The organism is Streptococcus infantis, assembly GCF_047463655.1.
Taxonomy (GTDB): Bacteria; Bacillota; Bacilli; order Lactobacillales; family Streptococcaceae; genus Streptococcus; species Streptococcus infantis_Z.
On the sequence record NZ_JASHDM010000009.1, the window covers coordinates 1 to 14,328 of the forward strand.

The 14,328-nt window shown below is 38.8% G+C and carries 12 protein-coding genes and 1 pseudogene; 6 read left to right on the forward strand and 7 right to left on the reverse strand.

All coding sequences use genetic code 11. The features are described 5' to 3' along the window. Nucleotides 1-127 precede the first annotated feature (127 nt). From QM877_RS07120 to QM877_RS07135, 4 genes are all read right to left on the reverse strand, one after another. The gene (locus tag QM877_RS07120) at nt 128-757 is read right to left on the reverse strand and encodes an MBL fold metallo-hydrolase (RefSeq protein WP_414317992.1); all 630 of its coding nucleotides are present in this window, start codon (nt 755-757) and stop codon (nt 128-130) included. A 121-nt stretch (nt 758-878) separates the two neighbouring features. Continuing rightward, complete coding sequence (locus tag QM877_RS07125; protein ID WP_414317993.1) at nt 879-1,142, reverse strand: hypothetical protein; 264 nt, start codon at nt 1,140-1,142, stop codon at nt 879-881. A gap of 498 nt (nt 1,143-1,640) precedes the next feature. Continuing rightward, nucleotides 1,641-2,834, reverse strand: coding sequence for an oxidoreductase (locus tag QM877_RS07130; protein ID WP_414317994.1), 1,194 nt, complete (start codon nt 2,832-2,834; stop codon nt 1,641-1,643). 170 nt (nt 2,835-3,004) lie between these two features. Further along, nucleotides 3,005-4,081, reverse strand: coding sequence for a DUF2974 domain-containing protein (locus QM877_RS07135; RefSeq protein WP_414317995.1), 1,077 nt, complete (start codon nt 4,079-4,081; stop codon nt 3,005-3,007). Between the two features lie 95 nt (nt 4,082-4,176). Between QM877_RS07135 and QM877_RS07140 the strand changes: the two genes are divergently transcribed. The 5 genes from QM877_RS07140 to QM877_RS07160 all read left to right on the forward strand — a co-directional run bounded on the left by QM877_RS07140 (nt 4,177) and on the right by QM877_RS07160 (nt 10,466). Then, nucleotides 4,177-4,854 (forward strand): response regulator transcription factor, encoded by a 678-nt coding sequence (locus QM877_RS07140; protein WP_000548968.1) that lies wholly within the window; start codon nt 4,177-4,179, stop codon nt 4,852-4,854. Continuing rightward, complete coding sequence (locus tag QM877_RS07145) at nt 4,847-5,821, forward strand: ATP-binding protein (RefSeq protein WP_414317996.1); 975 nt, start codon at nt 4,847-4,849, stop codon at nt 5,819-5,821. Before QM877_RS07140 ends, QM877_RS07145 begins: the two co-directional genes overlap by 8 nt. Nucleotides 5,822-6,148: 327 nt before the next feature. Continuing rightward, nucleotides 6,149-6,907 (forward strand): ABC transporter ATP-binding protein, encoded by a 759-nt coding sequence (locus QM877_RS07150; RefSeq protein WP_373094442.1) that lies wholly within the window; start codon nt 6,149-6,151, stop codon nt 6,905-6,907. Between the two features lies 1 nt (nt 6,908). Further along, complete coding sequence (locus tag QM877_RS07155; protein WP_414317997.1) at nt 6,909-8,900, forward strand: ABC transporter permease; 1,992 nt, start codon at nt 6,909-6,911, stop codon at nt 8,898-8,900. Between the two features lie 516 nt (nt 8,901-9,416). After that, nucleotides 9,417-10,466, forward strand: a complete 1,050-nt coding sequence (locus QM877_RS07160; protein WP_414317998.1) for a DUF389 domain-containing protein — start codon at nt 9,417-9,419, stop codon at nt 10,464-10,466. 359 nt (nt 10,467-10,825) lie between these two features. On the opposite strand, the gene thrS is transcribed toward QM877_RS07160, so the two are convergent. The 3 genes and pseudogenes from thrS to QM877_RS07175 form a co-directional block, all read right to left on the reverse strand. Further along, entirely contained in the window at nt 10,826-12,769 is a 1,944-nt protein-coding gene (gene thrS / locus QM877_RS07165; RefSeq protein ID WP_414317999.1) for a threonine--tRNA ligase, read from the reverse strand. 72 nt (nt 12,770-12,841) lie between these two features. Further along, a pseudogene (locus tag QM877_RS07170) lies at nt 12,842-12,969 on the reverse strand (AAA family ATPase); the annotation flags it as partial. Nucleotides 12,970-13,090: 121 nt separating this feature from the next. Beyond that, nucleotides 13,091-13,465: a hypothetical protein gene (locus QM877_RS07175; RefSeq protein WP_414318000.1), complete on the reverse strand. Its 375-nt coding sequence runs from the start codon at nt 13,463-13,465 to the stop codon at nt 13,091-13,093. Nucleotides 13,466-13,670: 205 nt separating this feature from the next. Here QM877_RS07175 and rpsO point away from each other — a divergent pair, with 205 nt between their 5' ends. Further along, complete coding sequence (gene rpsO, locus QM877_RS07180) at nt 13,671-13,940, forward strand: 30S ribosomal protein S15 (protein ID WP_001018251.1); 270 nt, start codon at nt 13,671-13,673, stop codon at nt 13,938-13,940. The last annotated feature ends 388 nt before the right edge of the window (nt 13,941-14,328 follow it).

The following is a 14,328-nucleotide window of genomic DNA, read 5'->3' on the forward strand; positions in this document are numbered from 1 at the left end:
AGAGGCAAGTGACGAGTCAAGAGCAATGAGGCTTGAACAACATGAAAGCCAGCGTCTTTAGGCGCTGGCTGGTAATTTGGGCTTATAGCCCTGGTGCAAACCACCCGTTAGACGGGTGGTTATGATTTTAGAAAAATGGATTAAAAGTCTTTTCGTGAGCGATGGTCGTAGCTGGACCATGCCCTGGATAGACATCGTAGTTTGGGAGAGTGAAGAGCTGGGTTTGGATACTATGAAGGAGTTGTTCCATGCTACCTGTAGGTAGGTCTGTTCGTCCAATAGTTTCTCGGAAGAGAGCATCACCTGTTATGACTAGTTGGGCATCTGGAAAAACAAATGAAACTCCTCCGATAGAGTGTCCTGGAGTTGGAAGTACCGTAAAACGAAACTCCTCAATCTGGTATTCTTCATGAAAGACAAAGGTATGTTCGGCTGGTCTACATATGACATCTGCCATATCGTCGTGTCGAGGAAGACCTGAGAGATTATCAACAGGAGTATAGAGCCAAGAAGCTTCACTCTCTGCCACATAGACTGGAGGATTTCCAAAAGTATCTCTAACCAAGTCCAGACTCATAATATGGTCGTAGTGGGTGTGGGTTAGGAGAATGGCACATACTGGTTTATTGATGTTCTCGATAGTCTTGCGAATAGCATCCCAGTTGCTACCAGGATCGACCACGATTAGGTGTTTGTCTCCTTCGAGATAATAAGTGTTTTCATAGGCAACAGGATTCACAGTTTTATGGATCTTCATAGGATTTCCTCTTTCAAAGCATTTACTCCTACTAGTATAACACAGTTAGGGAGAATACGTATTGATTTATAAATATTAAAAACCAGCATGACTAGTTAAAGGCAGGCTGGTTATCAATTTTTCAATATTGGAGAGGTGTTAATTGACCTTCATAAGTTGCATAAACTCCGTCATTAGCATGTTTAATAGAAGTAATATTAAGAGTACCACCGTAGTTGGCTTCACGCTTATCGCTGTATTCGCTATAGTTTATCTTGTTGGGCAGAGCTTGGTCTTTACCATAGTATTGAACGACAGTTTTTTGATAACTTTGCTGACCGAATAGAATCAAGCAAGTAACTCCTAATACTAGGAGAGCAAGAATAGAGATACCAATTTTTTTCATAGATGTTCTCCTGATCAATGATAAAAGAAAGGAACTGAAGGATTCTTTATTACAAAATCCAGTTAAGATACCAGTATATGTCTACTAATTGTTCTTTGTAGACTTAATAGAGTTGATGAAATTAAATCATGATTGGGTTACAATATGGTTTCCGATTTGTTCTCTCCTTCTATCGCCCTAAATAAAAATCTAATTTCATAATATATTATATGATAAAGATTCAGAATTATCAACCAATTCTGAACCGTTTTTTTTATTTTATTGATAAATTGTAAGAATAAGTGAATTTAACAGGAGAAGAGTTATTACAATAACTTATAAGGATATTAAGCAGAAGAGGATATTTATTTTATTTCATATAGAAAGTAATGATTAAGAGATATGTGACCATAGTGTTCAGTATAGGAAATTATAGGTTCTGGTAAAACCACCTACTTTAACTTTAAATCAAACAATAAGAAATCAATAAAAAAGTCCCTTCAAAGAAGAGACCGATATTTATTTAAACTTAAAACCTTCATAGATGAGTTCTGCTTTTGGATGTTTTTCTTTAATGCTTTTAGAGATGGCTTCCATCATGACTAAAGGTCCGCACATATAAATGCTTGTTTGATCTGGAATATCCTCATTTTCAAAGTTTAAGTAGCCATCTTGGCTGCTGTCTATCAAGCGAAGGTCAAAGTTGGGATTTTTCTCAGCATAGGCATGAAGTAGATTGAGATAGACTGCATTTTCCTTACCACGATAACTATAGTAGAATCGAACGCTCTTAGTCAGAAAAGGATTTTCTCGGATATACGAGATAAAGGGAGTAATTCCAATACCTCCAGCGATCCAAATTTGCTGATCTTGTCCTTGTTCTAATAACATATGTCCATAAGCTCTGTCAACTGTCACTTTACTACCAACTTTTAAATTTTCATAGATATTTTTGGTATGGTCACCTGAGTTTTTAATTGTAAAATAAAGTGTTTTTCCACTTCCACCAGAAATAGAGAAGGGATGGGGAGCTTGTTCAAAACCTTCTTGAAAAATCTTAAGAAAGGCAAATTGTCCGTACTTATACTGGAAAGGTTTGCTAAGCTTAATTTCAAGCTCAGTTGTATCATAGTTGAGGTGCTTGATACCAATAATTTTACCTAGATAAGTAAAACTAATTTGTTGATAAAGGAAAATGATGTAAAATCCAGCGATCAAACCAAGAATTGCATAGATTCCAACCAGAAAACTGAGGAGACTAAGACTGAAGAGTCGTTGACTCATCATCATGTATACGTGAAGAAGTCCAAAGATATAAGCTAAATACACGACACGATGAATCCATCTCCAAGCTTCGTATTGGAGATATTGACCAAGGTAGGCAACTAAAACAATACTGATAAATATATAGATACCAATATTTCCTAATTGAGCTGCGAGCCGAGAACCCCATAATCCTCCCATACTGAAGTTATGAAATAAAAGGAGTAGGATGGATAAGAATGCTGTAAACTTATGAGCAGAATACATATTTTCAAGTCCATTAAACCACCCTTCTAACAAGGGTAAACGTGTGGCAAGGATAAAGGTCAGTGAAAGTGTGGTTAAAGCTAAGCCAGGAATCAGGAACTGTGGACTCCCAGAACTCAGCCAGCCTAGGATAGTCACCAGCATGCTAGCCACAATAAATAAAATGCCTTTTATTGATTTCATATAAAAATTCCTTTCAAAGAGATATATTTTGAAATGTTGTAACAAAATATGTTACATTTTATCAAAAAAAGAGAAACTCGTCAAGAAAGAGATTAAAGAGTATAAAAATAGAAGCCGGGATAAAAAATCCCGACCTCGATTTTGATTAGTAACGAGCTTTTGAAAATGAATTAGAAATGATTCTTCCAGGCTTGGAAGCGAGCATCCAGTAGGAGTTGTGTCAGATTTTTTAAGATTTCAACTTGCTCAGGCTCCAGTGCCTGGGCTTGAGAAACAAGTTGTCGAACATGGTCAATGGCATTTTTAGAAGATAGTTCATTAATAGAGCTAATTCCAGACTCTAGGATGGTACCAAAGAAGAGATCGAAGCAGAGCTCCAGTTCCTCATCTGGTACACTATCCACCCATTCTTTGAGAGTGTCTTTGATTTGGAGACTCTCGCTACTGATGGCCTCTAGTTGGACAAAGTGATTATCCTCAGTTTGCCAGCTAAAGGTGCTGTGTTGGGCGATTCCTCCGAGAGCCGTAGATTTGACGACGATAGGAGTATCAGGAACTTCCAGCATCATGCCAATGACAGAACCTTGTGGGACAAAACGGTGAATTTTTGGAATAACATCTTGATAACCAGTGGTCTCAGTCAGATGAGCCTGCAAACCAGGGGCATCATAGGTATAAACCGCAGATATCTTGTTTTGCAATTCAGGTCGAATTTGACTGGCAGCATAGACGGCTAGATTACCACCTTTAGAATGTCCAGCAACCATTACTTTCTGTTTTGGATGTTGGGTAAAGAAATCTTCCAAGTATTCGAGAGCATGTTTTTGGGCAGGGATTTCTTTCATGTAAGTCATATGAAAATCTTCCTTCCAACCAATAATACTATCGTCTGTACCTCGAAAGACAATCAGATAAGTATCTAAATCAAGGCGATAGGTCATAGCAGCGAACTGTTTCTGTTGCTCCGTATCAATCTCGTTTACAAAGTTAGAGAGTTTGCTATTTTTAAAACGTTTGTGCTGGGATAACTGATCGAGGAGCTGGAGACGTTCTTTATTGGTCAACATGGTGCTTTCTCGAGGAACACGTGTTGCGACATCGCTTAAACGATTGACAGGCTGGTTCAATAGGTTATCAAAAGGAAGATAGGTCAGCTCTGTAAAAGCAAGTATATCCAGTTCATTCAAGGGAAGATCGTAAAAAGAATCGTATTGAACGTCAGTTAGGTAGTCGAAAATATTGGCCATGGGAACTCCTTTCTTAACTTTTATCTTATCAGATTTACATCAATTTCGCTAGTAGTGAGGAGAATTTTGCTATAATATAGAAAAAGGAGGAGCAGATGCATAAAATTTTACTAGTAGAAGATGATCCAGTTATTCGTCAGCAAGTTGGGAAAATGCTCTCTGAATGGGGGTTTGAGGTAGTCATGGTAGAAGACTTCATGGAAGTTCTAACCCTATTTGTTCAGTCTGAACCTCATCTGGTTCTCATGGATATCGGCTTGCCTCTCTTTAATGGTTATCACTGGTGCCAGGAAATTCGCAAGATTTCCAAGGTTCCTATTATGTTTCTGTCTTCCAGAGACCAGGCTATGGACATCGTTATGGCTATTAATATGGGGGCGGATGACTTTGTAACCAAGCCTTTTGACCAGCAGGTCCTTTTAGCTAAGGTACAAGGATTATTGCGCCGCTCTTATGAATTTGGACGAGATGAGAGTCTCCTAGAGTATGCTGGAGTTATTCTCAATACCAAGTCTATGGATGTGCATGTCAATGGCAAAGCTATCAGCCTAACCAAGAATGAATTTCAGATTTTACGAGTTTTATTTGAGCATGCGGGAAATATCGTAGCGCGTGACGATTTGATGCGGGAGCTCTGGAATAGTGACTTTTTTATCGATGATAATACCTTGTCCGTAAATGTCGCGCGCTTGCGCAAGAAATTGGAGGAAGAAGGTTTGATTGGTTTTATCGAAACCAAGAAAGGAATAGGGTACGGATTGAAACATGCTTGATTTCAAAAGTTTTTTTCTTGCTTATATCCGTTCGCGTAGCCGTTTTTTCGCTTTTATTCTCTTACTTACAGGTTTACTTTTTCTCTTTGAGGTCTTATTTGATAACCAAGTGCCTTACTTTAACTATTTCTTCTTTCTATCTACATTTTTGACATTTTTGTTTTTGGTATATGATTTCTTGATAGAATTGCAACGTTATCGTAAGGAATTGCTCTATGGCGAAAGAAAAGCTAAGTCACCAATGGAAGTCCTTCTAACTGAAAAATTAGAGAAAAGTGAATCTGAACTCTATCAAAAGAAATCAGATGCTGAAAACCGCTACAATGATTTGGTGGACTACTATACACTCTGGGTTCATCAGATAAAAACACCAATTGCAGCCAGTAAACTCCTTGTAAGTGAGGTGGCAGATCGCCAACTGAAACAACAGTTGGAGCAGGAAATTTTTAAGATTGATTCCTATACCAATCTCGTACTCCAATATCTACGCTTAGAAAGCTTCCATGATGATTTGGTTTTGAAGAAAGAAAATATAGAAGATCTGGTCAAGGAAGTTATTCGCAAATATGCCCTTTTCTTTATCCAGAAAGGTCTTAGCATCAATCTGCATGACTTGGATAGAAGCATTGTTACAGACAAGAAATGGCTGTTGGTAGTCATTGAACAAATCCTGTCAAATAGCCTCAAGTACACAAATGAAGGTGGGGTTGAAATCTACATGGATGGTTCAGACCTTTGCATCAAAGATACTGGGATTGGCATTAAAAACAGTGATCGGTTGCGAGTCTTTGAACGCGGATTTTCAGGCTATAATGGTCGAATGACCCAGCAGTCATCTGGACTTGGACTCTATCTAACCCAGAAAATCAGCCAAGAATTAGGACATCAGATTCAAATAGAATCCGAGCTTGGGCAAGGAACAACTGTGAGGATTAAGTTCTCTGAAGTGAATTTACTAATTGAATGAAAAGAATTGTGAAGAGCTTGGAAGAAACCTTTCAAGCTCTTCTTTAGACCTTGATATGGTGAGAAAAATGGCTTCAATTAGATAAAAAATGTAATCTTACAAAAATGTAAGATTAAAGGCCTCTTTTGTAAGGTTATGTTATGGCAAGCCATCTTTTTTTGGAGTAAACTTAGAGCATAAAGAAAAAGGAGAGAAACCATGAAAACAATTTTACAAAAGAAACAAACAAGTAAGCCGAGTCCAAAGGATATCGAGCGAGTTCAAATCGGAATCGAAATGATGCAAGCTCAGTTTCAGTTAATGGGATATTAAAAAGGAGAAGTTAAAATGACACTATTAGATGTAAAACACGTTCAAAAGATTTATAAAACTCGCTTTCAAGGCAACCAAGTAGAAGCCCTGAAAGATATTCACTTTACCGTTGAAAAAGGCGACTACGTCGCTATCATGGGTGAGTCTGGATCTGGTAAATCTACTCTACTCAATATTCTCGCTATGCTTGACAAGCCAACGCGTGGGCAGGTCTTCCTAAACGGAACTGACACAGCTACCATTAAAAATTCTGAAGCATCAAGCTTCCGTCGTGAAAAATTAGGCTTTGTCTTCCAAGACTTCAATTTGTTAGATACGCTTTCTGTTAAAGACAATATCTTACTCCCTTTGGTATTGTCTAGAAAGCCTATTACAGAAATGATGAAAAAATTGGTCGTGACGGCCGAAAATCTTGGCATCAATCAATTGCAGGAGAAGTACCCTTATGAAATCTCTGGAGGGCAAAAACAACGGGTTGCAGTTGCACGGGCTATCATCACAGAACCAGAAATTCTCCTCGCTGATGAGCCAACAGGAGCCCTAGACTCTAAGTCATCTGCAGCACTGCTAGATGTCTTCGATGAGATTAACGAGCGAGGTCAAACCATTCTCATGGTAACCCACTCAACAGCTGCAGCCAGCCGTGCTAAACGTGTCATTTTCATCAAGGACGGCATTCTCTACAATCAAATCTACCGTGGTGAAAAGACTGAACGTCAGATGTTCCAAGAAATCTCTGACACCTTGACTGTTATGGCAAGTGAGGTGAACTAATATGTTTCGACTAACCAATAAGTTGGCCATCTCCAACTTAATCAAAAACCGCAAACTCTATTACCCTTTTGCACTAGCAGTTCTCCTTGCAGTTACTATCAGCTATCTATTTTATTCATTAACTTTTAATCCTAAAATGGTAGAAATTCGGGGTGGATCTTCTATTCAATTTACCCTTCAATTAGGTCTGATCGTAGTGACACTTGCATCTGCCATTATCGTACTTTATGCCAATAGTTTTGTCATGAAAAATCGTTCCAAAGAACTGGGTATATATGGCATGTTGGGCTTAGAAAAACGCCATTTGATTGGTATGACCTTTAAGGAACTCTTGATATTTGGGCTAGTAACAGTCACTGCAGGGATTGGAATTGGTGCCCTCTTTGATAATCTGATTTTCGCTTTATTGCTCAAACTTTCAAAGATGAAAGTGGAGTTAGTAGCCACATTCCAATGGTCCGTAGTCCTTTCCATCCTTCTGGTATTTGGTTTTATCTTTTTAGTCATTGTCATCCTAAATGCTATCCGCATTATCCGTATGGATGCTCTCCAACTATCTCGTGAGAAAGCAAAAGGTGAGAAGAAGGGTCGTTTCCTAGTGTTTCAGACAATCTTGGGACTACTCTCTTTAGGTAGTGGCTATTATCTAGCTCAAAGCGTAACAAATGCTCTATTAGCTATTTCTACCTTCTTTTTAGCTGTAATACTGGTCATTTTAGGAACCTATCTCTTGTTCAATGCTGGGATTACAGTTTTCTTGAAAATGCTCAAGAAAAACAAGAAATATTACTACAAACCTAATAATCTCATCTCTGTTTCTAACCTCATTTTCCGTATGAAGAAAAATGCGGTTGGTTTAGCGACTATTGCCATCCTTTCCACCATGGTTTTGGTCACCATGTCAGCAGCAACCAGTATCTACAATGGTTCTGAAAATATTAAAAAACTCCTGTATCCTCACGATATGTCAATTTCAGGACAAAATGTAGAAGTTGAGGATTTAGACAAGCTTTTGACTCAATACGCTAGCGAAAAGAACCTAACAATCAGCACTAAGGATGTTCTTAGCTATGCAAGTTTCGGCCTTTCTAGTCAAGATGGTACCAAATTAACCACCTTTGAAAAAGGTCAAAATAGTGTTATGCCCAAGACAGTTTTCCTAGTCTTTGATCAAAAGGATTATGAAAAAATGACTGGACAAAAGCTGAACCTTACGAATAATGAGGTGGGACTATTCGCTAAGAACGATGACCTTAAAGGTCAAAAAGCATTCAGTCTTAACAATCAGAACTATACGATCAAGCAAGAAATTCAGCAAGATTTCCTCAGAGACCATGTTGCTAACCAGTATGTACTTTTGATCTCAGATTATAACTACCTTGTTGTCTCAAATTTGCAGGACTTTTTAGATAAATACCAGGATTCTGCTATATACACTCAGCTATATGGTGGAATGGATGTGACGGCAAGTAAAGAGGAACAACTCAAACTTGCAGATGATTTTGAAAACTACTCTGATAATTTCAGTCACAATCTCAAGAACGAGAATGGTATGGTTTACGGTGCAAACATTGCGAGTGAGTCAACTGTCGAAATGAACGCTCTCTTTGGTGGAGTCCTCTTTATCGGTATTTTTCTCTCTATCATCTTTATGGTAGGTACTGTACTCGTTATCTACTATAAACAAATTTCAGAAGGTTATGAGGATCGTGAACGCTTTGTCATCCTGCAAAAAGTGGGCTTGGATCAAAAACAAATCAAGCAAACCATTAATAAACAAGTCTTGACTGTTTTCTTCCTACCTCTGGCCTTTGCCTTTCTTCATCTGGCTTTTGCTTATCACATGTTGAGCCTGATTCTCAAGGTTGTTGGTGTTGTTGATTCAGCCATGATGTTAAGCGTAACTCTTTCCATTTGTGGTATCTTTGCTTTAGTCTATGTTCTAATCTTTATGATTACTTCAAGAAGCTATCGTAGAATTGTTCAAATGTAAAAACAGAAACATCAAAAAAGAGAGTGGGACTGTAAAAGTTGATGAAATCAGCGTAGTAGAGCCCGCTCAACCACTGCGTCTTGCTCGACAATCCAAAGACAATTGAGAGGCTAGGACTTTTGTCCCAGCCTCTTTTTTAGTAGCTGGGATTTTGTACCAGGTTTTATCTCTTATTTCTAAACACGTGATTTGTTGGCGATATCAGCTAGGATTGCTGCTACAAACTCATCATGTTTAAACATTAAAACGGTATCTTCTTTCAGAGGAGATAACGTTTTTTCTTCTTCGGATAAGGAAACAAAAATTTCTACCTTTCTCTATCTCTTAAATTGATTGATTTCTTCAGAGAAAGGCTGTAAAATTTTTGATATAATGTTAAATATGGACTGATGGATATTTAAAGGATAATTTTCAAAAGAATGACAAGTGAGAATTAAAAATATGTAAGATTGGACGGATGTCTCTCTACCACCATCCATGCAGAAACAAGATTATATGAAATAAAAGGAGTAACCAATGACCGGAAACTATTCAACACGTGAATACCGTGAGAAATTATATGATGACCTTCATGTTCGATTAAGAGATACAGTAATTTTAATGTGTGCGATTTTTATTGCCTCTATAGGTCTAAATATGAATTCAACAGCTGTCGTTATTGGAGCCATGCTGATTTCCCCTCTTATGACACCGATTGTTGGGCTGGGATTTGGTTTAGCTATTTTTGATACGCGTTTAATCAAGCAATCTCTAGAGGTTTTATTTACTCAAGTATTGGTCAGTTTGCTTGTCTCGACTCTGTATTTCTGGATTTCGCCTTTATCTTATGCAAGTAGCGAGTTGATCGCACGAACCTCTCCAACCATTTGGGATGTTCTCATTGCTATTGCGGGTGGGATAGCAGGTTTCATTGGTTCAAGGAAAAGAGAAGCAAACAATATCGTACCAGGAGTAGCTATCGCAACAGCTCTGATGCCACCTATATGCACTGCAGGATATGGTTTAGCTAATGGGAATGTACGATTTTTATTTGGGGCTCTTTATCTTTTCTTGATCAACTGTGTCTTTATCATGCTAATCAACATTGTTGGAACAAGAATTATGATGAGAAAATCTCCCTTAAGTTCATTTAAAGAGCTAAACATTAAAATGAGAATTGGGTTGATCTCCTTGATTGTATTATTGGTTCTTCCAGCCAGCTATTCAGCAGTCACTCTGACGATGGATCAAGCACGAAAAGAAGGGATTAAACAGTTTGTAGGCAAAGAGTTCGCCAATCATACGGTCATTAATCAAGTCTACAAGTCAAGGAATAATGAATTGGTCTTGACAGTTGTTGGAGATCCGATTTCAGAAGAAGAATTAGAAACCATCCGTCAAAAACAAGCCTCTTACGGTATTCAATCTGTTCAATTAAAAGTCAATCAAGTCCATAATTCGACAAAATTAGATAGTGAGGCGACCAAGGAATTTTACGAAACCATTAACCAGTATATCGATCAAAAACTCTCTGAAAAAGATTCACAAAATGATCTCGTAAAAGAAAATAAGGCAGACAAGGACTGAGGATAGTCAACTTATCTAACTCATGGAAGCAAATCTTGGGAGGATATCCTATATCCAAAAGTTAATGGATAGAAAGGATTGTTGATGAGGATACTATTTGTGGTGGTTTAACCAATCACAACTAGCTCAGGTAAAACAAAATATAAAAAGGCGGTGGGACAGAAATCGATAGACAAAGTCTCGATTTCGTAGTCCCAGCCCCGCGAGGATGATTAGGAGCTTTTTGGAGTCTAAAAGACAAACAAAAAGTTCAATCAGCTACCGCGTCAAAGTTTAATTGCTAATAAAAAGTGAGGTTGGGATCTTTTGTCCCAACCTCTTTTTTAGGTAGCTGGAATTCTTATCCCAGGTTAAACGTTTTATTTCTCAACGCGTGATTTGTTGGCGATATCAGCAAGAATCAATTCTACAAATGCATCTACCGGCATGGTTTCTGTTTCTTTTTGACCATAACGGCGAACGTTAACGGCTTGCTCTCCCATTTCCTTGTCACCAACGATTAATTGGTAAGGAATTTTTTGAGTTTGAGAAGCACGAATCTTGAATTGCATTTTTTCATTGCGTTCATCCACGTCTGCACGGACACCACGGTCACGTAGTTTCTTCGCTACTTCCCAAGCGTAGTCCACGTGTTTTTCGTTAGATACTGGGATGAGGGTTACTTGGTGTGGTGCCAACCATGTTGGGAAGGCACCCTTGTAGTTTTCAATCAAGATAGCTGTAAAGCGTTCCATCGTTGAGATAACCCCACGGTGAATCATAACTGGACGGTGTTCTTCACCATCAGCTCCGATGTATTTGAGGTCGAAGCGTTCTGGAAGCAAGAAGTCAAGCTGTATAGTAGAGAGGGTTTCTTCTTTTCCAAGAGCTGTCTTAACCTGGATATCCAATTTTGGTCCGTAGAAGGCTGCTTCCCCTTCAGCTTCAAAGTAGTCAAGTCCCATGTCATCCATAGCTGATTTCAACATACGTTGAGCATTTTCCCACATTTCATCATTATCAAAATATTTGTGAGTATCTTGAGGATCACGATATGATAAACGGAAACGATAGTCAGTCAAGTTGAAATCTTCGTAAACATCGATAATCAATTGAAGCGTACGTTGGAACTCATCTTTAATTTGTTCAGGTGTTACGAAAGTGTGACCGTCATTAAGTGACATTTCACGTACACGTTGAAGCCCTGTGAGAGCACCAGATTTTTCATAGCGGTGCATCATACCGATTTCAGCAATACGGATTGGCAATTCACGGTAAGAGTGAACGTGGTGTTTAAAGACTTCGATATGGTGAGGACAGTTCATTGGACGAAGAACGAATTCTTCCCCATCACCCATATCCATAGTTGGGAACATATCTTCACGGTAGTGATCCCAGTGACCAGAAGTCTTGTAAAGTTCTACTGAGGCAATTGGTGGAGTGTAGACGTGTTGGTAGCCAGCAGCGATTTCCTTGTCGACGATGTAGCGTTCCAATTCACGACGGATAGTCGCACCATTTGGCAACCAGAATGGAAGACCTTGACCAACTTCTTGAGAAATCATAAAGAGATCCAATTCTTTACCAAGTTTACGGTGGTCACGTTCTTTGGCTTCTTCACGCATTTGAAGGTAGTTCTTCAAGTCTTTCTTGTCAAACCAAGCTGTACCGTAGATCCGTTGCATCATGGCATTGTCGCTATTTCCACGCCAGTAAGCACCAGCTACGTTGAGAAGGTGGAAGATTTGGATGCGACCTGTTGATGGGACGTGTGGGCCACGGCAAAGGTCTATATATTCACCTTGACGGTAGATAGTCAAACCGCCCTCATCTTCAGAGTGTTCTTCGATCAATTCCAACTTGTATGGATCATTTTTGAAGATTTCACGCGCCTCGTCTTTAGTCACTTCTTCACGGATTGATGGGAAGTTTTCTTTAACGATTTTCTTCATTTCTTCTTCGATACGAGGAAGGTCTTCGTTAGAGATTTGACCAGCTTGGTTGTCAGTGTCGTAGTAGAAACCATCTTCGATGGCTGGACCGACACCCAAGTGAATATCTGGGAAGAGGCGACGAGCTGCTTGAGCGAACAAGTGAGCCGCTGAGTGACGCAAGATTGGAAGGGCATCTTCGTGATCAGGTGTCACGATTTCAATGCTTCCATCTTCAGTGATAGCACGAGTTGTGTCAATGAGTTTGCCGTTAAATTTACCAGCAAGAGCTTTTTTAGCTAGGGAATTGCTGATAGATTGAGCAATTTCAAAAGTTGTAACGCCAGATTCGAATTCACGAACAGCGCCATCTGGGAAAGTAATTTTAATCATGATTTTCTCCTTATATTATTAGTTATCAATTATTTTTATAGCAGAAGTGTTTCCCTATTTTGCAGTTTTAAATCAAGAAAAACAAAAAGCGACCTCCTCGAAAGGACGTCGCAACGTGGTTCCACCTTCATTTATGTACAACAAAAACTGTTGACACCTCTGATTGGCTCTAACGTGGCCACCGTTTTATGTTTGCATAAAAGTTAGTAGAGTAGTATCAGTTTAGACTCCCTATGCGTTCTCAGCAACCACGCACTCTCTAAAAGAAAGATTCTAAGTGACTTGTCTCTATGCATTATTATAGCATGATTGTGAGATTTTTCAAGGTTTTTGTGAAAGTTTTTTCCTTTTCAGTTTTTGCACTAGATTCTTAATAGCGGCACCGATAGCCATACCTGCGAGGGCAAAGATTTCATAGGCTAGGAAGTAGAGAAGGATAAATTCTCCGAAGGTAATGATGGTAAAGCAAAAGAGCAAGCCAACTCCAATTAACCACAAAACTGAGAACTTGAAACGATAAGAGTAGAATAGTGATGCTATGAAAGTCACCAGTGGAGAGAAGATAATAACGTTGCCGATGGTGAGTTCCTTCAAGATATAGTTTTCAGTAATAGTCCGTAATAACAGCTCATAAAGTGGCCAATAAAAGAAAAATACGACCAGATAGTAGGGGAGATATTGCGGGAATTTACGCATGGTAATCACCTCTCTTTTCAAGATGTCTACTTAGATATCCTTCCTATAACTATTATAGCACTTTTGCGGTAAGAATAGTAAATCAGTTGACAAAGAAGTTAGTTATTGGTAGAATAGAAATTGTCGTAAAGACAAATAACTTCTTCTTGGTTACAGGCATGCCAACCTGTCACTCGGATGAAGCCAAATAAAAAGGAGAAACATCATGGCAATCTCAAAAGAGAAAAAAAATGAAATCATCGCACAATATGCACGTCACGAAGGTGATACAGGTTCAGTAGAGGTTCAAGTTGCTGTCCTTACTTGGGAAATCAACCACCTTAACGAACACATCAAACAACACAAAAAAGACCACGCTACTTACCGTGGATTGATGAAGAAAATCGGTCGCCGTCGTAACTTGCTTGCATACTTGCGTAAAAACGACGTTAACCGTTACCGTGAGTTGATCAACTCTCTTGGACTTCGTCGTTAATCTGCTTTATTTTCCACTTACATTGCGTTGTCACCTTACCTCGATATACTCAAGTACAATCTTCGGTTACGGTTCCTAGCACTGTAAGGTAAAATAAACCAGATCTTCTCCCTTCGGGGAGATTTTTTTGTTTCACTAAAATTTTTGTACAATCTTCGGCTTGCCGCCTAGTCTATAAACGTTTTATCCAGCAAGAATCATGATGCTAAGGGCGTTAAAAATCCGTATGAAAATAGGGAAAGGACACAGTGTTCGATGAACACAAGGAGTTTCATCTTTTTCCCTAGGATTTTAGCCCGAGCTCAAATGAGTTCTCTGACTTCAGAGAGCTTTTTTTATTTTTCTCACCTTACATCGATATACTCAAGTATGATCTTCGGTTACGTTT

Coding starts and splice junctions, on each gene's coding strand:
- QM877_RS07155 (WP_414317997.1), top strand. CDS start 6,909: ATGTTTCGACTAACCAATAAGTTGGCCATCTCCAACTTAATCAAAAAC.
- QM877_RS07145 (WP_414317996.1), top strand. CDS start 4,847: ATGCTTGATTTCAAAAGTTTTTTTCTTGCTTATATCCGTTCGCGTAGC.
- QM877_RS07135 (WP_414317995.1), bottom strand. CDS start 4,081: ATGGCCAATATTTTCGACTACCTAACTGACGTTCAATACGATTCTTTT.
- QM877_RS07130 (WP_414317994.1), bottom strand. CDS start 2,834: ATGAAATCAATAAAAGGCATTTTATTTATTGTGGCTAGCATGCTGGTG.
- QM877_RS07140 (WP_000548968.1), top strand. CDS start 4,177: ATGCATAAAATTTTACTAGTAGAAGATGATCCAGTTATTCGTCAGCAA.
- QM877_RS07175 (WP_414318000.1), bottom strand. CDS start 13,465: ATGCGTAAATTCCCGCAATATCTCCCCTACTATCTGGTCGTATTTTTC.
- QM877_RS07125 (WP_414317993.1), bottom strand. CDS start 1,142: ATGAAAAAAATTGGTATCTCTATTCTTGCTCTCCTAGTATTAGGAGTT.
- thrS (WP_414317999.1), bottom strand. CDS start 12,769: ATGATTAAAATTACTTTCCCAGATGGCGCTGTTCGTGAATTCGAATCT.
- QM877_RS07120 (WP_414317992.1), bottom strand. CDS start 757: ATGAAGATCCATAAAACTGTGAATCCTGTTGCCTATGAAAACACTTAT.
- rpsO (WP_001018251.1), top strand. CDS start 13,671: ATGGCAATCTCAAAAGAGAAAAAAAATGAAATCATCGCACAATATGCA.
- QM877_RS07160 (WP_414317998.1), top strand. CDS start 9,417: ATGACCGGAAACTATTCAACACGTGAATACCGTGAGAAATTATATGAT.
- QM877_RS07150 (WP_373094442.1), top strand. CDS start 6,149: ATGACACTATTAGATGTAAAACACGTTCAAAAGATTTATAAAACTCGC.